General features: G+C 65.7%; 21 protein-coding genes and 1 pseudogene. 4 read left to right on the top strand and 18 right to left on the bottom strand.

Going from position 1 to position 19,401, the window contains the following annotated elements; genetic code table 11:
- Positions 1 to 4: 4 nt before the first annotated feature.
- Genes JOF29_RS13995 through JOF29_RS13950 form a run of 10 tightly spaced genes read right to left on the bottom strand, consistent with a single transcriptional unit; the run spans position 5 to position 7,487 of the window.
- Complete coding sequence (locus tag JOF29_RS13995; protein WP_209694628.1) at positions 5 to 745, bottom strand: iron-sulfur cluster assembly protein; 741 nt, start codon at positions 743 to 745, stop codon at positions 5 to 7.
- Entirely contained in the window at positions 745 to 1,983 is a 1,239-nt protein-coding gene (locus JOF29_RS13990; RefSeq protein ID WP_209694627.1) for an NAD(P)/FAD-dependent oxidoreductase, read from the bottom strand. Before JOF29_RS13990 ends, JOF29_RS13995 begins: the two co-directional genes overlap by 1 nt.
- Positions 1,983 to 2,312, bottom strand: a complete 330-nt coding sequence (locus tag JOF29_RS13985) for a Rieske (2Fe-2S) protein (RefSeq protein WP_209694626.1) — start codon at positions 2,310 to 2,312, stop codon at positions 1,983 to 1,985. Before JOF29_RS13985 ends, JOF29_RS13990 begins: the two co-directional genes overlap by 1 nt.
- Positions 2,309 to 3,346 carry a ferritin family protein gene (locus tag JOF29_RS13980; RefSeq protein ID WP_209694625.1) on the bottom strand — a complete coding sequence of 346 codons (1,038 nt, stop codon included), beginning with the start codon at positions 3,344 to 3,346 and terminating at the stop codon, positions 2,309 to 2,311. The genes JOF29_RS13985 and JOF29_RS13980 overlap by 4 nt, the downstream gene beginning before the upstream one ends.
- A complete protein-coding gene (locus tag JOF29_RS13975; protein ID WP_209694624.1) occupies positions 3,343 to 3,651 on the bottom strand; it encodes an MmoB/DmpM family protein in 309 nt (102 codons plus the stop codon). Before JOF29_RS13975 ends, JOF29_RS13980 begins: the two co-directional genes overlap by 4 nt.
- A complete protein-coding gene (locus tag JOF29_RS13970; protein WP_209694623.1) occupies positions 3,648 to 3,950 on the bottom strand; it encodes a toluene-4-monooxygenase system B family protein in 303 nt (100 codons plus the stop codon). Before JOF29_RS13970 ends, JOF29_RS13975 begins: the two co-directional genes overlap by 4 nt.
- Positions 3,950 to 5,476: a ferritin family protein gene (locus JOF29_RS13965; RefSeq protein WP_209694622.1), complete on the bottom strand. Its 1,527-nt coding sequence runs from the start codon at positions 5,474 to 5,476 to the stop codon at positions 3,950 to 3,952. The genes JOF29_RS13970 and JOF29_RS13965 overlap by 1 nt, the downstream gene beginning before the upstream one ends.
- A 14-nt stretch (positions 5,477 to 5,490) precedes the next feature.
- Positions 5,491 to 5,964, bottom strand: coding sequence for a nuclear transport factor 2 family protein (locus tag JOF29_RS13960; protein ID WP_209694621.1), 474 nt, complete (start codon positions 5,962 to 5,964; stop codon positions 5,491 to 5,493).
- A gap of 10 nt (positions 5,965 to 5,974) precedes the next feature.
- Positions 5,975 to 6,406, bottom strand: coding sequence for a nuclear transport factor 2 family protein (locus JOF29_RS13955; protein WP_209694620.1), 432 nt, complete (start codon positions 6,404 to 6,406; stop codon positions 5,975 to 5,977).
- A gap of 46 nt (positions 6,407 to 6,452) precedes the next feature.
- Positions 6,453 to 7,487 carry a type 1 glutamine amidotransferase domain-containing protein gene (locus JOF29_RS13950; protein ID WP_209694619.1) on the bottom strand — a complete coding sequence of 345 codons (1,035 nt, stop codon included), beginning with the start codon at positions 7,485 to 7,487 and terminating at the stop codon, positions 6,453 to 6,455.
- A gap of 254 nt (positions 7,488 to 7,741) precedes the next feature.
- Between JOF29_RS13950 and JOF29_RS13945 the strand changes: the two genes are divergently transcribed.
- Positions 7,742 to 8,455 (top strand): type 1 glutamine amidotransferase domain-containing protein, encoded by a 714-nt coding sequence (locus tag JOF29_RS13945; protein WP_209694618.1) that lies wholly within the window; start codon positions 7,742 to 7,744, stop codon positions 8,453 to 8,455.
- Here JOF29_RS13945 and JOF29_RS13940 read toward each other — a convergent pair.
- The 5 genes and pseudogenes from JOF29_RS13940 to JOF29_RS13925 all read right to left on the bottom strand — a co-directional run bounded on the left by JOF29_RS13940 (position 8,441) and on the right by JOF29_RS13925 (position 13,522).
- A complete protein-coding gene (locus tag JOF29_RS13940; RefSeq protein WP_209694617.1) occupies positions 8,441 to 9,406 on the bottom strand; it encodes an AraC family transcriptional regulator in 966 nt (321 codons plus the stop codon). The two genes, JOF29_RS13945 and JOF29_RS13940, sit on opposite strands and share 15 nt — an antisense overlap.
- A 117-nt stretch (positions 9,407 to 9,523) precedes the next feature.
- Entirely contained in the window at positions 9,524 to 11,005 is a 1,482-nt protein-coding gene (locus JOF29_RS13935) for an NAD-dependent succinate-semialdehyde dehydrogenase (RefSeq protein WP_209694616.1), read from the bottom strand.
- 7 nt (positions 11,006 to 11,012) lie between these two features.
- Positions 11,013 to 11,777: a hypothetical protein gene (locus JOF29_RS13930; RefSeq protein WP_209694615.1), complete on the bottom strand. Its 765-nt coding sequence runs from the start codon at positions 11,775 to 11,777 to the stop codon at positions 11,013 to 11,015.
- 255 nt (positions 11,778 to 12,032) lie between these two features.
- A pseudogene (locus JOF29_RS43005) lies at positions 12,033 to 12,188 on the bottom strand (IS3 family transposase); the annotation flags it as partial.
- 110 nt (positions 12,189 to 12,298) lie between these two features.
- Entirely contained in the window at positions 12,299 to 13,522 is a 1,224-nt protein-coding gene (locus JOF29_RS13925; protein WP_209696120.1) for an epoxide hydrolase family protein, read from the bottom strand.
- 98 nt (positions 13,523 to 13,620) lie between these two features.
- On the opposite strand from JOF29_RS13925, the gene JOF29_RS13920 reads away from it, so the two are divergent.
- The 3 genes from JOF29_RS13920 to JOF29_RS13910 all read left to right on the top strand — a co-directional run bounded on the left by JOF29_RS13920 (position 13,621) and on the right by JOF29_RS13910 (position 16,523).
- The gene (locus tag JOF29_RS13920) at positions 13,621 to 14,220 is read left to right on the top strand and encodes a TetR/AcrR family transcriptional regulator (protein ID WP_307863318.1); all 600 of its coding nucleotides are present in this window, start codon (positions 13,621 to 13,623) and stop codon (positions 14,218 to 14,220) included.
- A 283-nt stretch (positions 14,221 to 14,503) separates the two neighbouring features.
- Positions 14,504 to 14,737: a hypothetical protein gene (locus tag JOF29_RS13915; protein WP_209694613.1), complete on the top strand. Its 234-nt coding sequence runs from the start codon at positions 14,504 to 14,506 to the stop codon at positions 14,735 to 14,737.
- Positions 14,738 to 15,545: 808 nt separating this feature from the next.
- Positions 15,546 to 16,523 (top strand): tyrosine-type recombinase/integrase, encoded by a 978-nt coding sequence (locus JOF29_RS13910; RefSeq protein WP_209694612.1) that lies wholly within the window; start codon positions 15,546 to 15,548, stop codon positions 16,521 to 16,523.
- 19 nt (positions 16,524 to 16,542) lie between these two features.
- On the opposite strand, the gene JOF29_RS13905 is transcribed toward JOF29_RS13910, so the two are convergent.
- The 3 genes from JOF29_RS13905 to JOF29_RS13895 are packed head-to-tail and all read right to left on the bottom strand — an operon-like array spanning position 16,543 to position 19,386.
- A complete protein-coding gene (locus JOF29_RS13905; RefSeq protein WP_209694611.1) occupies positions 16,543 to 17,448 on the bottom strand; it encodes a hypothetical protein in 906 nt (301 codons plus the stop codon).
- Positions 17,449 to 17,506: 58 nt separating this feature from the next.
- Positions 17,507 to 17,965, bottom strand: coding sequence for a PPC domain-containing DNA-binding protein (locus JOF29_RS13900; protein ID WP_245357576.1), 459 nt, complete (start codon positions 17,963 to 17,965; stop codon positions 17,507 to 17,509).
- Positions 17,966 to 17,967: 2 nt separating this feature from the next.
- Positions 17,968 to 19,386, bottom strand: coding sequence for a hypothetical protein (locus JOF29_RS13895; RefSeq protein WP_209694610.1), 1,419 nt, complete (start codon positions 19,384 to 19,386; stop codon positions 17,968 to 17,970).
- Positions 19,387 to 19,401: the final 15 nt, after the last annotated feature.

The following is a 19,401-nucleotide window of genomic DNA, read 5'->3' as shown; positions in this document are numbered from 1 at the left end:
CATTTCAGATGTTGAAGCCGACGGCGCGGAGCTGCTCACGGCCATCGGCGGAGAGGTCGGCGGGCGTCCACGCCGGCGCCCAACGCCAGTCGATGCGGAAGTCGTCCACGATTCCGTCGTCGCCGAGAAGCTCGGTGCGAACCTGGTCCTCCATGACGCCGGCGAGAGGGCACGCGGCCGAGGTAAGTGTCATGGTGATGACGGCAGTCGTGTTCTCCACGCCGATGTTCCGAACGAAACCCAGGTCGACGATGTTCACGCCGAGATCGGGGTCGATGACCTCAAAGAGTCGCTCGCGGATCTCGGGGACCAAAGGATGGGAGGCGTCGTACGAGCTGGGGCGAGGTGTCGGCTCGACCGCGTACCGGTCCGGGGGGTCTTCGACGACAGCGGACTCGTAGATCCCGCGGGGCGTCAGCGCGATGCTGATGTCGCTCGTGACGCTGGTGATCCAGTCGGCCTTGCCGTGGGCCTTGCGCCGGACCCGCACGATGCCCTCGCCTGGCTCGACGACGAATGCGCTGAGCACGAGGCCGTGGGGATCGAGTCCGTCTTGGGTGGCATGGGTGAGTGCCCGGTCCAGGACCCGAGCGACGGGTTCGCAGGTGACTCCGGGGCCGTGGCGAAGCTTGGCGACTGACGAGACGGCATCATCGCCGGCGACGCGAGCCAGCGCCGCGCGGGCGTCCTGATACGGGACGCGGACCTGCTTCTGGTGCACGTTGATGTCGGTGAGGGTGGACATCAGGCCTCCACTCGGTTCGGCCGCTCGCGGGGTACCAGCCGGTTGAGCGGAGTTGATTCGTCCTTGAGTTGGTCCGGGGATGCCTGGTGTTCGGAGAACAACAGCCGCCTGGTGGCGAGGACGTCGCGAGGGCGGTTGAGAGAGATGACCTTGGTGATGCGGGCCCCGCGCAACGAGAACGCCGAGAAGTCGAGGTCGTCGAGGGAGCCCCGAACGATGACCTCGTCGCCGGGCTCGGAACGTCCCGCCTGTTGAAGGTTGTGCGTGTACTGGTCGGACCAGAACCAGTGTGACTCGGAGAACGGCTCGTTCAGGTCGAGCATGTTCTTGGCGGCCGACGCGCCGTGGTGCATCGCGGTGTCGTGATGCTCGACGCGCAGGTGCGCGCCATAGAAGGGATGGAGGATCGAGGCGACATCGCCGGCAGCGTAGATGTCGACAGCGCTTGTGCGTGAGTACTCGTCGGTCACGATGCCACCATTCGTACGCAGGCCGGCTTCCTCGGCGAGGTCGATGTTGGGTTGGCTTCCGGCGCCCACCAGGACCAGATCGGCCTCGATGACGCGGCGATCGGTCCGCACGACAAGGGAGGTTGGAGTCTGCTCGATGTTATGCACGACGCACCCGGTCATCACGTGCACGCCAGCCGCTCGGTGGACGTCGGTCATGACACCGCCGAGTGTGGCGCCCAGCGCCGCCTCCATCAGGGTGCTGCTTCGCTCCACGATGGTCACTCGCTTGCCCATGGAGATCGCCGTCGACGCCGCCTCGCAGCCGATGAAGCCGCCGCCGAGGATGGCGACGGTGTCGACCTTGGCGAGGAGCTGACGGATCCGTGTCGCGTCGGACAGGGAGCGAAGGGTGAGGACCCGATCGCTCGTCACATGGGGCAGGCTCCGAGCCCGGACTCCCGTGGCGAGCAACAGTTTGGTGTACTCCAGCTTCTCACTGCTCGAGAGCTCGATCCGTTTCGCACCAGGATCGATCCGAGTGGCCCGGGTGTTGAGCCGCACGGTCACCTGATGCTCGGCGTACCAGTTCTCGGGCTTCACCAAGGTCGGTCTGCCGTCACCGTCATGGCCGAGGTATTCCTTGGAGAGCGGTGGACGTTCGTACGGCAGGGTGTGATCGTCGCTGACGATCACGATCTCTCCGTCGAAGTCGTGGGAGCGCAGCGTGGCTGCTGCCGATGCAGCAGCCACACCCCCGCCGATGATGACGTGGCGTCGGACGGACATCAGCCGACGTCCACTCGGATCACGCCATCGTCACCGACCTCGCACCCGAAGGTCGTCAGGCACTCGTCGTCGGGGTTGATGCCTGTGCCGTCCGTGACGTCGAACGTCCACATGTGTCGGATACACGTGAGCGTTTCACCGTCGAGGTCGCCCTCATCCAAGGCCCAGGCCTGGTGGGGGCACCGGTTGAGGTAGGCCTTGACGTCCCCGCCGACGTTGACGAGGAGGACCTTGGTTCCGTCGACCTCGACGGGGGCCATGTCGCCGTCCCACAGGTCGTCGATGTGCATCGTCTCGTGCCACTGCGTGGTCGCCACCTGGGTGCTCATGCCGATGCCTTGTTGGCGTCGCCGAGGAACGAGCTGATGAACGCCTCACGGGCCGCGCGTGCGCCGGCGATCACGTCGTCCGCCGCACGCGGGGCCTCCGGGAGCGTCTCGAGCAGCGTGGCCAGGCCCGCGGCTGCGTCGTCGGCGTACGGGGACCACTTGGCGACCCACTTCTCGATGGCGGCCGCGGACTGCGGCTTCTGGCTGATCGCGAACTGGGCGACCGCGTGGCTCCAGCGGTTGCGACGCTGGTTGTCGGCGTCGAGGAAGCTCTGGACCAGCCAGGCGAGGTTGTCGCCGTTCTCCAGGGCTACCTCAGCGAACTGGCGGGTCAGCACGTCGTCCAGGGTTGGCAGCAGCACCAGGTTCAGGGCCGTGAAGGCCTCGCCCCAGTCGTAGCTGATCAATGCGGATTCGACCGCCTTGCGCGTGCCCTGCCAGCCAGCGCAGCCTTGCCAGTGCTTGCGCTCGCTGTCAGTTCCGATCGCGGAGTCCGGGTGTGCGAGCTGAAGCTCGCGGGTGCGGTAGGCGATGGTGGTGTTGCGGCGCAGGAAGTCGGCGGTGGAGAGTCCTGCCGGGTTCGTGATGTATGCCGTCGGCGCCATGTATCCGATGTAGGCCTGGATCTGCTGGAAGCCGTGCACCGCGTAGCGCGACGGCGTGTACAGCGTGCCGAGCAGCTCGACCCATCCAGGGGCAAGGCGCTTCTCGGCCCCGAGGAGCGCGTACTCCTCGACCACGCCGTGGATCTTGGACTCGGACTCTGCCTGGGCACCGACGTACATCCGGTAGGTCAGGCTGTCGGGCTCCCGGAATTGCTCCCAGTTCTCGGCCTGCAGTGGCGACTGATCCCTGTAGGTCAGGAACCACAGGTTCGCCGGTGAGGAGGGGTTCTGCTCGAAGGCCGCGGCTCGGTTTTCGCGGGTCGTGTAGTTCTGGCCCTGAGTCACGATCTCGTACTCGGTCGGCATCTTGCGTACGTCGCCGAATGCGCTGAAGGTACGGCGGGCCCGTGAGCGGGTGATCTCGGTCATCGGACCAGTTCTCCTTCGGGAGTGTCGCGCTTGATCTTTTCCCAGACGATCTCTTCGCTGGAGGTGACGACGCGGCCCGCGAACGACGACATCATCGTGCCGAAGGAGCGGATCTCGTAGTCGGCCCCGAGGTAGTGCCGGAGCGTGTCCTGGGTGACGCGCACACACGCGTCGCCCTGGACCCGGACATAGGAGCCGCGGTCGATGACCTCGATCTCCTGACCGGGGTTGTCGTCGCGGATCGCCTGGATGACGTCCTCGATCTGATCCCCCATGCGCAGGATCGGGCCGACGGGATTCTTCATGACTGGCCCTCCGGGAGGTCGTACTCGACGGCGATGTGGTCAAGGGGCGCAATGCCGGCCTCGGCGACCGTCATCTCACCAGGCAGATGGCGGCCGTTGTGAATGACGAACTTCGGGAACGGCAATGCCCGGACTCGCTTGCCCTCGACGTGATGGGCGACAGCAGCGGCGACCTCGTTCATCGTGCTGGCGGTGGTCACCGGCACCAGGATCTGCACGAAGTCGGTGGCGAAGATCGCGTTGAGGGGCACGAGCTCAGGGGCCCGGTCCTCGACGCCACGCTGGATCTGCTCGGTCATCAGCTCACCTTTCCAGCGGGCGCCGCGAGGCCGGTGGTGGGTCGGCCGACGTAGTCGCGCGTCCAGGCGGCGTAGTCGGGGTCGTCACCCATCACCTCGGGCGTGAGGCCCATGTAGTTGAGGATCCCGCCGACGTCCATCGGCTGGATCTGACCTGCGAGGAAGCGGTCGATCAGCGTCTCGTGGTTGACGTTGTCGCGGTCCTTCCAGAAGATCTGGCGGCAGGCGTTGGTGCAGAAGTGGTACTTCTTGCCGTCGTAGTCCAGCTGCCAGCTCCGGATCCGCCACTTGCCGTCACGAGACTGCGTCGCGTTGCAGGCCGGCAGGTGACAGGTGCTGCACAGCCAGGGCAGCGTCTCGGGCAGGGTCGCCTCGACGTTGTTCGCGTTGACCTGGTCGATCATCACGTCCCACTTGTCGCCGAACACCTTCTCCCAGTTCGGGTACTTCTCCTGCAGCCACTCGCGCTCGTCCTTCGAGACTCCGGCCTTCGGACGCCACCACAGCGTCGGCCGCCAGTACCACAGGCCCATGTGCAGGCCGTGGTGCCAGGTGTCGAGGCCGCGCATGAACTCGTCCCAGAACCAGGGCTTCTTGAGTCCGTAGTCCTCGATGGTGTGGATGAACTGGTCGATGATCCACTCCTCCATGAACTCGCGGTAGGACTGCTTGCGGTGCTCGAGCGGCGTGTAGTAGTCCATCGCGGGCCCAGTGAGGGCGCTGAAGATGCGGGCAGAGCCCCAGAAGCTCTTGTCGATGATCCACTGGGCCCTGACCGGGTCGTGCTCAACCAGGATCTCCATCGTGGGACCGCCCTGCTGGGAGTGGCGTGCCTCGTCGGTCTGGATCGAGGAGATCATGTTGGCGAAGTTCACGTCGCCGGACTCCAGGGCATCCGCCGAGAGAGCTACGAACTGGAGATTCGTGAAGCCGGTCTCGAAGGTGAAGGGGAGCTCGATCGCCAGATCGACCACGTTGGGCGCGATCATCATCCCGTCGAACAGGTTGCGAGCCGAGATCGGCACCCAGTCGTTGGTGTGGAAGGTCTTCTGAGTCCAGTCGTACTGCGGGTCCTTGGCGATGAACTCGTGCCCGAAGAACGTCGTGATCTGGGCGTGCCGCATCTCGTCGAGCTGACCGAAGGTGGCCATGTTCCGCCACGCTCCGTTGAGTCCGAACCTGGCCATCTTCAGCTCGCCGAGAACGGCGAGGTACTCCACGAGCGCGACCCCGCCGAAGTGCATCTTCGTCGCGGACTTCCAGCCCTCGTCGAGGATCTCGAAGTTGTTCGAACGCTGCAGCGCCGCCTTGACGGCGTACGCGGACGCCTCCTTCTCCCGCTGGGTGGCGACGTACTCGGGGTATGTGACCTTGTAGGACTCCTCCCAGGTCTTCCACGCCTCCCGCGGGACCTTCCCGGTGCCCGAGTGCCACTCGGGGTAGATGGCCTCGTCGTCGGCGTAGGTTGGGGTCCAGTCCACGTCGCGGACGAAGCCCTGCCACTCTTCACGCTTGAGCAGTGCCATGGTGTGTTGATCTCCTAATCGACTTCGAGGTGGCCGAGTTGCTGGCTGATCCCGGCGTTGTTCCAGTAGGCGGTGAGGGACCTGATGAGCCCGTCCTGGTTCACCTTGAAGATGAACAGGTGGGGCTCGCTGTAGGTCCGGCCGGCGGGGCGTACGAAACCCCAGGGCAGCTGCTGGGTTCCCCCGATGTCGACCTGGACGACGACGTCGCCCTCGTCGTTGGCCTCGATCGAGTGGACGGAGTTGGAAAGGTTCGGGAAGGCTTGGATCAGGCCGGCCCAGATGGCCTTCCCGACGGTGCCGACCTTGCCGTCACCGCGGACGACGCGCTGCTTGCCCCACATCTCGAAGGCTGGGTAGGAGAAGTCCGCGTTGATGGCGCACAGATCCCCCATGCCGTGCACGTCCCGGGCGCGGTAGCGGTCGAAGAACTCGGTGACGACGGCGGCGTTGTCGGAAGCGCTACGGGCTTGGGTTGTCATGGTCATCGGGTGCTCCTCACACGATCGCGATCTGGTCGAACCGCTTCACCCCGAGGCGGCGGTAGAGTTGCTGCTGGCACCAGTACGCGTCGACCGCCACGATCCGTCCTTCGCGCACCTCGAAGCGCCATGCCTCGTCGAGGTCGAGGTGTTTCTCCTGGTTGATGGCCCCGGCGTAGTCGGCAGCCTGCGTTCCTTCGACCTTGATCTCTGCGGTCACGACATTGCCGATCCGCACGACGCGCTTGGTGGTGACGCGGAGGTCCGGGAAGGCCGTGACGATGTCCTCGAGGACCCGGCGGATCGAGTCGGTGCCGGTGCCCCGGACGCCCAGTCCGTGGAAGGTGACGCGGACGTCGTCCGCCACTGCCGCCAGCGCGGCATCGACGTCGGCGTTGGTGAAGCCGGTCAGGAAGTCCGCGACCGGGTCTGTGCTGGTAGTTCTCACTTGGGGGCTCCTCGTCCGTGAGAGTGTCTTGCCCAGGAACGACATGTCAGGCGGCCTGTGCTGAACGGGCGGTCAGGGCCTTGATCACGGCGTCGGCGACGGCCTCGGTCGAGCCCGGGTTCTGTCCGGTGATCAGGTGACGGTCGACGACGACGTGGCTCGCCCAGGCCGAGGGACCGTCGTCGAAGACCGCGCCGGCGTTCTTCAGGGCGGTGTCGACGTACCAGGGCAGCCCGAGCTTGCCGGGCTCCGTCTGGTCCTCTTCCTCGTCGGTGAAGCAGGTCATCCGATAGCCGTCGAAGAGCCACTGCCCGTCTGACCTCTCCGGAGCCGAGAGCAGGAGTGCAGGACCATGGCACAACGACGCGATCGGTGCCGTCCGCTCGTGCAGGGCGACGAGCAGCCTCGCGACATCCGGGTTGTCGACCAGGTCGACCATCGGACCGTGACCTCCCGGTGCGAACACGGCGTCGAAGGAGGCGAGGTCGTCGCCAGTCAGGCTCCCCAGGTCAACCGGACGCTGGAATCCGGGGAGCCCGTCGAGCTTGGCCTTCCGGTCGGCCGCGAGCTTCTCACTGGCGTGCTGCTGTCCGGCGATCGCCTCCTGGACCTCAACGGCGGTCAGGCCGCTGGCGTACTGAGGGTCGGCCAGGACGTCGGAGAGTCGGCGGTCCTGCCGCCACGCCACCTTGGCCGCCTTGCTGACAGCAGCGTGCGCACCATCGGCCGAGAGGCCCTTGACGCGAAGCGAGTCTGCCAGCCGTCGGGACGCGGCGAGCTCGAGCTCGCTTGACTGGTGCAATGTGAACCGGATGTCGTCGGGGTCGAAGGCGAAGGTCCGGACGACGCTGTTGAGGTAGTCCTTGTCCTCGTCGGGGTAGTGGAAGAACCAGTTGAGGCCGTACGGGTCGGCGGTGGGCGCCTTGCCGTCGGGGGTGACGACGACGACCTCGAAGCCGGCAGCGGTGAACCGCTCGTAGGGCTTCAGCGCCTCTTCTGCAAAGTAGCCGGTCGGGTGCTTCGTGCCGTCGGCCAGCGTGATCTCGGTGGCGCTGGAGACCAGGTAGGCGATGCGAGCCATCGTGTTTTCCTTCGGTCGAATTCCTTGAGCCGTGACTGGGGCCACTACTCGTAGAAAAGTCCAACTCGAGGTCCCGTGGTGATGTATTCCTGCTCGATGTGTGTCCAGTCCGCGCCAGTTCGGATAGCGGTATCGCAGTCCAGCGAACTTGTGTCGGAAACCGGCTCGAAGCGATCGCCTGAAGGGGCGATCCGCTTAGCGTGTGCGTGCTCCGAGCCCCCCGGAGACAACGCATCCCACGAGAGGAGAAAAAGATGGCCCGTGTCCTGTTCGCCGTCACCGGGTCCCGGTTCTGGACCCTGAAGGACGGCACCCAGCACCCCTGCGGCTACTGGCCCGAGGAGCTCGCCGTGCCCCACGAGGTCTTCGTCAATGCAGGCCTGGACGTCACTATCGCCACACCAGGAGCCGTGACTCCGGCAGCGGACGAGGCTGGCTTCACCGCAGCGATGAACGGCGGATCTGAGGAACCCGGCAACCGATTCCGCTCCTACCTCGCCAGCATCGACGACGAGCTGGCGAACCCGGTCGACCTGAATACAGTCGACGCCGGCGACTACGACCTGGTCTTCGTGCCGGGCGGGCATGGACCGATGGAGGATTTGGCCTCGTCGCAGGCCTTCGGACAGCTGCTCTGGGCGTTCACCGCGAACGACAAGCCCGTCGCCGCCGTCTGCCATGGACCGGCGGCCCTGCTGCCGGCGAGCGACGCGGGCGAATGGCTGTTCCGTGGGCGCCAGGTCACCGGGTTCACCAACGAGGAGGAAGGACAGGTCGGGTTCGCCGACAAGGCGGCATGGCTGCTCGAGGACCGCCTCGCTGCCGCGGGCGGTGTGTTCGGGTCGGGACTCAACCCGTGGGAGGCCCACGTCGTTGTCGATGGCAACCTGTACACCGGGCAGAACCCAGCCTCGTCGCAGCCCCTCGCCGACGCGCTGGTCGCCGCTGTTGCGTCAGTGGGCCTCTGACCGCAGCGCAACCATCTGCATGCCCAGGGCCTGCGCATCCACGTAGGCCCTGGGCGTCGTCCCGAACCTTGTCCGGAACTCCTTGATGAAGTGCGAGGCGCTGGAGTAACCGACGGCTCGCGACACATCGGTGACGCTGAGTCTTCCCTCGAGCAGCAGAGCTCGCGCTCGGTCTAGCCGGATCTCCTTGAGGAACTGGTACGGCGAGCGCCCGGTGACCTCACGGAACAGATGTGAGAACGAGCTGCAGCTCAGGTTGACTCGCTCAGCCATGTCGTTGACGGTGACCGGCTCGGTGTAGTGCTCGCGGATGTACGTCACGGCTGCGGACACCGGATTGCCACCGGCCTGCTTCGCCGCGATGTAGAGCATGCGGGCGAACTGCTCGCGTTGCAGAACGCGGTAGACGATCTCCTGCAGATAGATCGGTGTCAGCACCCGACGGTCGGCGCCCGAGTCGAGGCTCTGCAGGAACCGGATGACGACGCTCATCAGCTCCGGATCCAGAGCGGACACCATGCACTTCTCGGACGCCGGTGAGGTCTTGACCGGCGGGAAGCCGACGGCGGTACGACGATCGATCATGTCGGTCGAGACCTTCTTGACCAAACCGGGATCCACCTGCAGCACGAAGGAAAGGAACGGCCTGCGGGGGCTCGCCTCCAGGATCTGCGCTTGGAAGTGCAGATGGCTGCTGAGGACGAGGTAGTTGAACGGGTCGTAGATGTAGGTGTTGCCCTCCGCGATCACCGCCTTGCGGCCCTGAGCGACGATGCCGATCGAGAGGGACTGGATCTCCTCCCAGCTGGGCTCGGTCGGCTCGTGGAACCGGTAGATGGTGAGCCCGGGCCAGCCTCCGTCGTTGCCCCCGATCTTGGGCGCCCGCGCGGCGAGCTCGGCGATCAGGTCGCCGGTCGTGAGTAGTTGCTCCATCTGCGACGTCAAGTTCATGGATCTCCTCCACTCGCCGGGCGGCGACGGCCCGTGGCCGTGTGAGCCGCACAAAGTATCCTATGTGGCGCTCGTCACAATGAGGATGGCTAGCCGCCCTCGAGCCATTCGGGTCGGTCAGCGCAGCCGTGGTTCGGGGCTCGCGGCGTAACGGGTTGTGAGGTACTCCTCGATGCCTTCGGTGCCGCCTTCGCGCCCGAGGCCGGAGCTCTTCACTCCGCCGAACGGCGCGGCCGCATTCGAGACCAGCCCGGTGTTGACTCCGACCATCCCGGCCTCGAGCCCGCTGGCGAACGCGTGGCCCACGTCGAGTGACGGCGCGTACACGTAGGACGCCAGTCCGTACTCGGTGTCGTTGGCAGCAGCCAGTGCCTCCGCGACGCTGTCGAACCTCGCGACCGGAGCGACGGGCCCGAAGATCTCCTCAGCAAGCGCGCGACTTCCCGGCTGGACGTCGGCCAGCACAGTCGGCTCCAGGAAGCTCCCCTCTCCTTTGGGCCGACGACCACCGGTCAGGACCGTCGCGCCCCGTTGCACAGCGTCGTCGACGATCTGAATCGTTCGTTCGACCGCCGCATCCGAGATCATTGGCCCGAGGTCCACGCCCGGGTCAGAGCCTGGCCCGAGCTTCAGCGCACCAGCTTTGGCTGCCAACTTGGCGGCGAACTCGTCGGCAAGCGAGTGGTGGACGTGGAAGCGGTTAGCTGCAGTGCAGGCCTGACCGACGTTCCGGAACTTGGCGAGCATCGCACCCTCGACCGCGGCGTCGACGTCGGCGCCTTCCAGGACGATGAACGGAGCGTTCCCTCCGAGCTCCATGGAGCAGCGCAACACTCGTTGGGCTGCCTGAGTGAGCAGGATCCTCCCGACCTGCGTCGACCCGGTGAAACTGATCTTGCGGAGCCGCTCGTCGCCGAGCATCGCCGTGCTGATGGGCGCCGGCTGCGTGGTGGTGACCAGGTTGACGACGCCGTCCGGCGCACCTGCCTCAGCGAGGATCTCTACGACCAGGAGCGCTGTGAGCGGCGTCAGGTCAGCAGGCTTGATGACCACCGTACATCCGGCGGCGAGTGCTGGACCGACCTTGCGCGTGAGCATGGCGAGCGGGAAGTTCCACGGTGTGACGAGGTAACAAGGTCCGACGGGCCTGCGGCTGACGTGGATGAGCCCGGTGCCCTCGGGCGTGATCATGGATCGTCCGTGGACGCGCACGGCCTCCTCCGCGAACCAGCGAAGGAACTCGGCTCCGTAGGTCACCTCTGCATGCGCCTCCGCCAGCGACTTGCCCATCTCCCTCGTGATGGTGGACGCCAGGACATCGCGCTTCTCCAAGACCAGCTCGAACGCCCTCCGTAGGATCTCGCTGCGGACGCGGGGCGGAGTGAGTGCCCAAGACCGCTGCGCATCAGCCGCAGCGTCGAGCGCGAGCACAGCATCGTCAGGCGTGGCGTCGAGCAGTTCTTGGACGATCTGGCCGGTGGCCGGATCATCAACTGCGAAGACGGCTCGGTTGGCGGGTGCGACCCACTTCCCCGCAATGTAGATGCCTGTGCGGCGGTCAGTGCTCTCGTCCAAGACGCGGTCTTTCACGACGGTCATGGCTCCTCTAGGTTGCTGGGAGTGGATGCGTGCTTCTGAGACGACGACCGCGGTGGGCCGGCATGCGCTGACCTACGGCGGACAGCGTCGTTACACCCACGCCCGCGGAGGGGCAGGGGCGCTGCCGACGGCTGCGCCGACAAGACCCGCGAGAGCCGTGTTGAGGTAGGCGAGAAGGCGGCCGGCGAGAAGAGAGGCCGCGCAGCTCACCGCGACCCAGGCGTACGGCGTGGAGAGCACTCCACCGAACGCGCCCGTGCCCGGCAGCCGCCGGGGCCGCAGGCGACTTCAGCCCGCTGCCGACGCCGCCGCCCTTCTGCGCCCAGTGGTCGAGGCCCGTTGCCGTCCAGCAGAACACCACTGCAGCGAACGCCCCGAGCGTAGCTGGCGCGTAGTACCGGTCGAAGACCGACAGGATTACCGCACCGAAGCCCAGGACACCGACCCCGAGCGCGATGCCCCAGAAGTTCGGGAGTTCCGCTGTAGCAGGCGCGACAGCCATCAGCACGCGTCCCGCAACGGAATCGATGATCGACCCGATCGTCACCTTGATGACGGTCGCCGCGTCGGCGCAGGCTGCGAACTCCAGGCCCCATGCGACGAACGCGGCCGGAGCGACCAGACAAAGGCTGGCGGGCAGCCCGAGGCCGTTGCCGGGATCGCCGTTGCTGTTCCAGTGAAAGCTGAAGTTGAGTGCGATCTCGATCCAGCCCAATGCAAGGATGCCGAAGGCAACGGTCAGAGGGATTGCCTGCTGTAGCTTCTCCGCCATCTGTCCGAACTCCTGTGTCGGGTTGAGATTCGGGCGAGCGCTCGCATCCGATGAGGTGCTTGGGGGCAAGCTCCGTCCGGACAGTAGGCGGTGTCACAACCCCGCGGCCAGAGGTCTGGACGCGGTTCAGTCGAATCCCGCACACATCGGCGTCAATCGCGATATCAAGGCATGATCCAGACGAGTCGCCTTGCCGAAGCGCGACAGCGCTTCCAATGTCCCGTCTGCCTGAGTCTCTGCGTCAGGAGGGTCCGGTTAGGCGACCTGTCTGGCGGCCGCCGTGATGATCAACTCGTATTCGACCGGGGTCAACCGCCTGAGCACGTCCTGCCGCCGCCGTCGCTGATAAGTCCGGTCGATCCAGGTCACGATCGCGATCCGCAGGTCCTCACGCGTGGCCCAAGGCTGCCGGCGAGGATCTGGGCCTACCCTGCGACCAAGCCGTCCGGTGCCCTGGCGACGAGGTTGGACGGATCGTTCTTCTCGATGTCGTAAAGCGAGTGGGTCACCGCACGCGCGGTCTACCGATGCGGAAGCGTCGGAACATCGCCCGTCGAGCGACTCGGTCTGGTCGAACGACGTCCGGAGCGGAGGGGGCGTAGCCCGGTGCGGATTTCGCTGACGAGGATCTCTGGCTGTTCCAAGGCTGCGAAGTGGCCGCCCTTGTCGGCCTCGCCGTAGTGGATCAGATTGCTGTAGGTGTCTTCGATCCAGCTTCGTGGCAGGCGTGGAATGTCTCTCGGGAAGACGGTTACCGCCACCGGCAACGTCAGTTTCGGGCCAACGAGGGTGGCCGACTTGTTTTCCCAGTAGATGCGGCCGGACGATGCTGCGCTGTTGGTGAACCAGTAGAGGGAGATCGCGTCGAGCATGTCGTCGATGCTGAGCGCGTCCTCGGCGAGCCCGTGGTTGTCGGTCTTGGACTGGAACTTCTCGTAGATCCAGGCCGCCTGACCAGCGGGAGAGTCCGCCAGGGCGAATCCGACAGTCTCCGGCTTCGTGCCCTGCAGATGGCTCGACCCACCGAGATCGCCGGTGTAGAGGGCGACGGTCTCCACGGCGTAGCGCTGTTCGGGCGACAAGGCGTCGGGGATCTGTGCGGGAAAGGCGTACTGGGTGTTCAGATGAATTCCGAGCAGCCCCTCAGGTTGCATGGCCCCGAGGGCGGTGGTGACGACGGCACCCCAATCGCCGCCCTGCGCGGCCCAGCTCGGGTAGCCGAGACGCTTCATCAACTCCACCCACGCGCCGGCGATGCGCGATACGGTCCACCCGGTCTCCGTGGGCTTCTGGGAGAACCCGAACCCGGGGAGCGACGGTACGACGACATCGAACGAATCGGCGGCGTCTCCTCCGAACGACACCGGATCGGTCAGCGGGCCGATCAGCTTCAGGAACTCGACGATCGATCCCGGCCATCCGTGCGTGAGGATCAGCGGCATCGCGTGGGGATTCTTGGACCTGACGTGGAGGAAGTGGATGTCCAGCCCATCGATCTCGGTCAGGAACTGGGGAAAGCGATTGAGCTCGGACTCGAAACGCCGCCAGTCGTAGCGGTGCTCCCAGTAGTCGACCAGAGATCTGGCGTTCGCTACGCGGACCCCTTGCGACCAGTCGTCCACCGTTTCCGGATCCGGCCATCGGGTTCGGGCCAGTCGCAGCCGCAGGTCGTCGATCTCCGCATCCGGGATCGAGACGGTGAACGGATGGACGAGGGTCGAGTCGGGCGGCGTCGGTGCGGTCATGACCTGTTCTCCTGAACTTCGAAGCACAGCGCAACTCCCTTCGCTGCACACTGGTGTGCAATCTACTTCATTGCACACCAGTGTGCAATGATGATGTCGTGTCCACCGAGTCCTCCCGCGCGCGCTCGATGACCGAGACACGCAATCGCATTCTGGACGTCGCCCTCGCTGTCCTGGGAGAGAACCCCGACGCCGGAATGGGCGACATCGCCTCCGCGGCCGGCGTCGTCCGGCGTACCGTCTATGGACATTTCCCCTCGCGCCTCGACCTGGTTCGGACACTCACGGAACGGGCCGTCACCGAAATGACAGCCGTACTCACCGAAATCAACGCCTCCGGGGCGGAGGCGGACGCGACGTGGGTCGAATTCGTCGCCCGCATCTGGCCGGTGGCGCACCGGTACCGAGTGCTGCTGGCGCTGCGCCGCGGCGAGTACGGCGAGGCGATCCACGGCCTGCTCGGACCACTCGACAATCTCCTCTCCGACCTCGTGCAACGAGGCCAGGACAGCGATGTGTTCGCACAGCATCTGCCGGCAGGCATTCTGAGCCAGCTTGCCTACGGCGCCGTGTTCACCATCGCGGACAGCGACCGGTCGAACGGGACCCTCGGCGTCCGAGCCGCGACAATCACAAGCCTGCTGCTCCTGGGAGTCCCCAAGACACGCGCAACTGCCCTGCTGAACGAGCAACCCTGACCCACAGCACCCGAGCGGAGCCGCCGATCGTCCTGCTCCGGACACGAACTCCTCGGACTTGAGGTTAGGCCCTGCCAGCCTCCAGTTGACCAGCTCACCCTGCGCAGCCCAGGACCGCGGTAGGTGCAAGTGCCGCTCATTCACGCGCGTGCAGCGGCATGGCGGAGGCGGAGAGTTTCGTAGGTTTGTGCGCTGTGGCGCCGGCCGCGCGACTTCGTCGTCGCTGAGCGTACGGCGTACCGTCGCACGGACACCTGCGATCAACGACCGCGCGGGAACCGGCGTGCCTTCGAGCACGACCGTTCCAGCGGCGATCATCGACTCCGGGCCGATCGCGGCGCGGTTCATCACGACGGCGCCCATCCCCGGACCGGCGGCCTTGTACGCCGTCATCAGCATCGACAAGCGAGTTGTCGCCGATCCGGCAGCCGTGCAGCACGGCTGCTGCCCGATCGTCACGCCGGTTCCAGGCCGAGGCGGGAAGCCGGGGTCGGTATGCAATGTGCAGTTGTCCTGAACGTTGCTTCCGGCACCAATCTCTATCCGGTCACCGTCGCCGCACAGGACCGCGCCGTACCAGATGCCGGCACGGGCTCCGATCAGGACGTCGCCGACCACAGTGGCGCCGGCCGCGACGAACGCATCGGGATCAACGTCCGGGGCGTAGACACGGCATGGCTACGACGTCGAGGCCCAGCCGCCATCGGCTACCCAGCCAGCTTCGCCGATGCGGTCGCGGTGATCAGCGCCTTCCCCGACCCACCCATCAGCGGCGAGGCACGCGCCATGCACTGGGATCCAGATAACGCTCGGTGGACCTGGACAACAGGTCACCCCACGGACGCCGGGACGCCCTTCTTCGACAGGTCCGCAAACAGCGCGACCAACCGGCAACGCACCTCTTTACGCACCTCAATCAGCGCGACAGAATGGTTGCCGATGAGAACTTACGCGCAACATGCGGCTGCGGAATCCGTTACCTGTAACGGACCCCGAGCAACATTGACAAGTGATAATCGGTCTCAGCTGGAATTCAGCGGGTTCGGGGTTCGAGTCCCTGGCGGCGCACACCTGGCGGCGCACAAAAGCCCAGGTCACGCAAGTGCCCTGGGCTCCTTCATGTCCGGCGCGCACCACTTACGCACCACTGTCCCGAGTCTCGGTGCCGAGCCGACCTGCGCACACTCCATCGAAGCTGCTGTCTCGGCCCTCATCTGATCGTGACTGTGCGTCACATCACAACAGTTGGCATCGCTGCCGACCTCGCGGATTCGAGGCCCCGGCCAGCGTTGAGCCTCCAACCACTCCACCGGTTGGGGCTTGATATGGCGAGGCCACCACTACCCCTCGGTACCTGGGGCGAGATCGCAACCTGGGCCGTACAGACCGACGACAACGGCAAGGTCGTGAAACACAAGTCGCAAGCCAGATTCCGCGACCACGACGGCCGCGTGCGCCCGGTGTCCGCGTTCGGTAAGACCAAGACGGCGTCCGAGCGAGCCCTGCTGAAGAAGCTCCAGGACCGCGCCAGGACCGGCAAGCACGCCGGCGAACTGACCGCGATGCACAAGATCAACGACCTCATCGACCTGTACGAACGCAAGTTCAAGGAAGCTGTCGCCGACGGCAGACGATCACCCACCACCCTCGACAACTACCAAGGCGCCCTCAAGAACCACATCCGCCCCGCCCTCGGCGAACTCCGCATCGGCGAAGCCCTCGCCGTCGTCTGGTCCCAAGTCGACCTCGAAGCCGGCACCGTCGCGATCACCCACACCATCGCACGAGTCAAAGGCGAGGGCCTGATCCGCAAGAACACCAAGTCCCGAGCAGGCAACCGCCTGCTCCACCTCCCCCTCTGGGCCGGCTCGATGATCCGCACCAGACATGCCGCCGGCATCCGCTTCGACGACCCCATCTTCGCCGACACCCTCGGCGGCTTCCGCGACCCCTCCAACACCCGCCGCGCCCTCCGCACCGCCAAAGTCGACCACCAGCTCATCGCAACCCTCGTCGCGACGTGCGGCATCAAACTCGACCACCACCATGCCCTACAAGCCCAACTCCACGACGCCACCCAACCCACCGAATCCGACAAACTCGCCTGGATCCGCTCCCACGCCCTCCGCAAAACCACCGCCACCGCCCTCGACGAAGCAGGCCACACCGCACGCCAGATCGCAGACCAACTCGGCCAGGCCAAGGTCTCCATCACCCAAGACGTCTACCTCGGCCGCCGAGCCGCCAACCCAGCCGCCGCCCAAGCCCTTGAACAAGCCTTCGAAGACCCCGATCTCCTCTGAACCGCGGCGGCGGCAGGACCTACAAGCCGAGATCAGGCTGCCTGGTCTCGGCGTCTAGGTCGATCGACTTCGACCCGGCTCTATCGAGGCGCATCTCGGAAGTTGGGATGTGCCGCTCGGCGGCATCGATCAGGCGTCCCGCAACGGCGACAACTCGACCACCCAACGTCTCAACAAGTCGTGCTGCGGGGGATCTGCCGACCATTCCCGAGACGCTGGGTATGAGGTCCGTTGACACTCCGCCTGGTACGACGCCGAATCGCGCGAGCAGCGTGTACGCAACCGACGCAGCCTCCAATCGGACCAGACCATGACAGCCCGAATCACGAGACAGCTTGTGCATCCGCAGGTGAGCCAGCTCGTGAGCCAGTCTCAGCGCCACCACCGGGTCGTCAAACTCGCCAGGGACAACAATCCGCCGGCGCCGGCGATCGGTGCCTCCCCCACGCATGTCCGCCGACAACGATCCCTGTTCGACGCTGTATCCCGCAGCAGCCGCAACCTGCGCCAGCCCCGCAAAGACGTTCCTCGGCCGTACGCTGACGACCGGCCCGAGCGAGGAACGGACAATCTGCGCGCCATCGGTCTGACTCACGTCCCAGACCGTCGCGACGCCGTGGCCCTGCACCGGACCGGCATGACGATCGAAGTCCGCTGTCGGCGCAACGATCCTGATTCCAGACGCGCCACGCACAACACGGCGCCCCCTGCGTTGCCATCCCTGCCGCCCCTCCACCCACACGGCATCCGGCAACTGCAACTTGATCAGCACAACGTTCCTGAACGACTGGCCACGCAGCATCGCAGACGCCTCCAGCCACCGCATCCACTGCCGATCAGACCAGTTCCGACGGACGTCCGCATCGACAGCTCTGCGGAGATCATCAACAGTCACCCGAAACCTGTTCGCCTCGCTGGTACCCATGAGACGAGACTCATCAGGTTCGACCCGCGTCTGAACCCGGCTGAGAAGATCCCGGACTCTAGTCGAACGCGAGCAACGGCAGGTTGTACAGACCTGGATCGCGAGGACGCGAGAAAGCTGGAGCGGTCACTTCAACCAGATACATCTCGGTCAGAAACTGGATCCTAGCGCCGAGAAGATGGCTGGTGTGAGCCGTCGCCGAATGGGCCTTCAGACCAACAGACACGTGGATGTGGGGCAGGACAGTACCGGACGCCTCGTCGTACGCGAGGGAGCCACCACCGATCGCTTCGACGTTCTCGAGATGTACGGCGCTCCACACCGGGGCGTTGGGGTCCTCGAGCTTTTCGCAGGTGCCGACGAGTTGGACGTCGCGCAGGCCGGCGATGAACATCGGGATGAAGCCCTGCCGTACGCCGTACTGCGCGCAGAACTCGGCCAGCACCGGGTAGAAGTCGTCACCGTGGTCGAAATGGACGGCGAACGTCCGGCCCATCGTCAGTTCAGCGGCGCGCAAGCTCAGCTCCTTTGCAGATCGTCGATGTAGGCAACGTACCGAATCGCGGTGTTCAGGCCCTGCGTCGACAGCAGTCGACTACGTGGATGAGCCAGGTCGTCGACTCCTGCTGTCGTGAGCTCCTCGCAACGTCTCTGGAACCACGGCCACGAGACGTTCAGATAGCTCGCGGTCGCCTCCAGCCGACGTTTCGCCGTCTGCCCGGCGACCACGCACGCTGTGGAGACCTCGCTGGCGACGTCGCGGAACACCGACCGGCGCGACGGCGGCGCGCTCGCATCGACGTACCAGAGTCCTGAGCCACCGAGCCAGTTCGCGACGATTGCCTCATTGCCCAGCACGAATCCCTCGACGTCGGCGTGCTCAGGCTCCGAGCTCAGCACCACCGTGATCCCGAACGCCTCCATCAACGCGACCGCGAGCAGCAGTAGCACTCGCTCGTACGTCGGCGAGTCCGCGACATCCGTCCCCGAGATGCAGAAGCCACGGCGCATTCCCGGGAACCACCGCGACGTACGCCGGAGGTACTCGAACTTGTGCCGCCACAGCAGCCACGACGCCGCCTCCTCGCCCCTGCTCTCCCGGGTCCAGAAGAACGGCTGACCCGACAACCGATCAAGGTTGCGGCTGACGTGCCGGGCGCAGAACCGAGACCCGAGCCAGTGGCCGGCAACTGGACTCAGCGCCGGCACCTCAGTCAGGGGCACGTCGGACGTACGGCGCCGTTCGTAGTGTGCCAGCCGTGACTGGCTGCTCGCCAGCCGTGCATCGTCCGCGAGCAATGCGACGTCCGTATTCGTCGCTGCCCAGATGACGCCAGCCGTCAGGTCGTCGAGAACCATCGCCGACGAGATGGGCTGCGGGCCGGTACGGCGCCCAGCGCGGTCGACGAACCGACGTCCGTCCGCCACGTAGTGCCGATGCTCGTCGTCAACAACTACGACGAGCGAACGACGGTCCGGACGGTTCAGCACCGCATCCGGCCCTGGGTCGACCATCAGCCAACCCTCCCCCGGCAGCTTCACCTCACAGTAGTGAGCTCCGACATCCACTCCGGCGTACGACCGGCCAGCGGGAAGTCGCAGGGCGTTCGACCCTACTGAGGACGAGCCACCGGCCACCAGATCAAGAATGGAGAGCGGTTCTGGCACCGGTTGCGCGCTGACGTGTCTCTTGTAGAAGAACCCGAGGGCAGCAGAATCGGGTTTATGGAGCACCCGGCACAGAGCGTGCCGAGCCACAGCTGACGGCCAGGTGTACCAGCCGCACTCCCAGTCGGAGATGGCCTTCGCGGTGATGAGGACCTCCTCGCCGGTGGCGCGGTAGATCTCTGCACTCACCAGGTCAGCCAACTCGCCTTGTGTCATCCGGCCACGGGCCTGGCGGAGCAGGACGTTGGGCCGCCTGGCATCCTTCTTCATACATGCAAGGATGCT

The organism is Kribbella aluminosa (genome assembly GCF_017876295.1).
GTDB classification, from domain to species: domain Bacteria; phylum Actinomycetota; class Actinomycetes; order Propionibacteriales; family Kribbellaceae; genus Kribbella; species Kribbella aluminosa.
Note: the sequence above shows the minus strand (reverse complement) of the source record. Positions and strands in the feature narration are given on the sequence as shown.

Bases quoted from the DNA above. Each gene is read 5' to 3' on its own strand.
- JOF29_RS13975 (WP_209694624.1), bottom strand. From the start codon at position 3,651: ATGAAGAATCCCGTCGGCCCGATCCTGCGCATGGGGGATCAGATCGAG.
- JOF29_RS13970 (WP_209694623.1), bottom strand. From the start codon at position 3,950: ATGACCGAGCAGATCCAGCGTGGCGTCGAGGACCGGGCCCCTGAGCTC.
- JOF29_RS13945 (WP_209694618.1), top strand. From the start codon at position 7,742: ATGGCCCGTGTCCTGTTCGCCGTCACCGGGTCCCGGTTCTGGACCCTG.
- JOF29_RS13905 (WP_209694611.1), bottom strand. From the start codon at position 17,448: ATGGGTACCAGCGAGGCGAACAGGTTTCGGGTGACTGTTGATGATCTC.
- JOF29_RS13935 (WP_209694616.1), bottom strand. From the start codon at position 11,005: ATGACCGTCGTGAAAGACCGCGTCTTGGACGAGAGCACTGACCGCCGC.
- JOF29_RS13960 (WP_209694621.1), bottom strand. From the start codon at position 5,964: ATGACCATGACAACCCAAGCCCGTAGCGCTTCCGACAACGCCGCCGTC.
- JOF29_RS13895 (WP_209694610.1), bottom strand. From the start codon at position 19,386: ATGAAGAAGGATGCCAGGCGGCCCAACGTCCTGCTCCGCCAGGCCCGT.
- JOF29_RS13930 (WP_209694615.1), bottom strand. From the start codon at position 11,777: ATGGCGGAGAAGCTACAGCAGGCAATCCCTCTGACCGTTGCCTTCGGC.
- JOF29_RS13925 (WP_209696120.1), bottom strand. From the start codon at position 13,522: ATGACCGCACCGACGCCGCCCGACTCGACCCTCGTCCATCCGTTCACC.
- JOF29_RS13940 (WP_209694617.1), bottom strand. From the start codon at position 9,406: ATGAACTTGACGTCGCAGATGGAGCAACTACTCACGACCGGCGACCTG.
- JOF29_RS13985 (WP_209694626.1), bottom strand. From the start codon at position 2,312: ATGAGCACCCAGGTGGCGACCACGCAGTGGCACGAGACGATGCACATC.
- JOF29_RS13965 (WP_209694622.1), bottom strand. From the start codon at position 5,476: ATGGCACTGCTCAAGCGTGAAGAGTGGCAGGGCTTCGTCCGCGACGTG.
- JOF29_RS13950 (WP_209694619.1), bottom strand. From the start codon at position 7,487: ATGGCTCGCATCGCCTACCTGGTCTCCAGCGCCACCGAGATCACGCTG.
- JOF29_RS13990 (WP_209694627.1), bottom strand. From the start codon at position 1,983: ATGTCCGTCCGACGCCACGTCATCATCGGCGGGGGTGTGGCTGCTGCA.
- JOF29_RS13910 (WP_209694612.1), top strand. From the start codon at position 15,546: ATGGCGAGGCCACCACTACCCCTCGGTACCTGGGGCGAGATCGCAACC.
- JOF29_RS13980 (WP_209694625.1), bottom strand. From the start codon at position 3,346: ATGACCGAGATCACCCGCTCACGGGCCCGCCGTACCTTCAGCGCATTC.
- JOF29_RS13995 (WP_209694628.1), bottom strand. From the start codon at position 745: ATGTCCACCCTCACCGACATCAACGTGCACCAGAAGCAGGTCCGCGTC.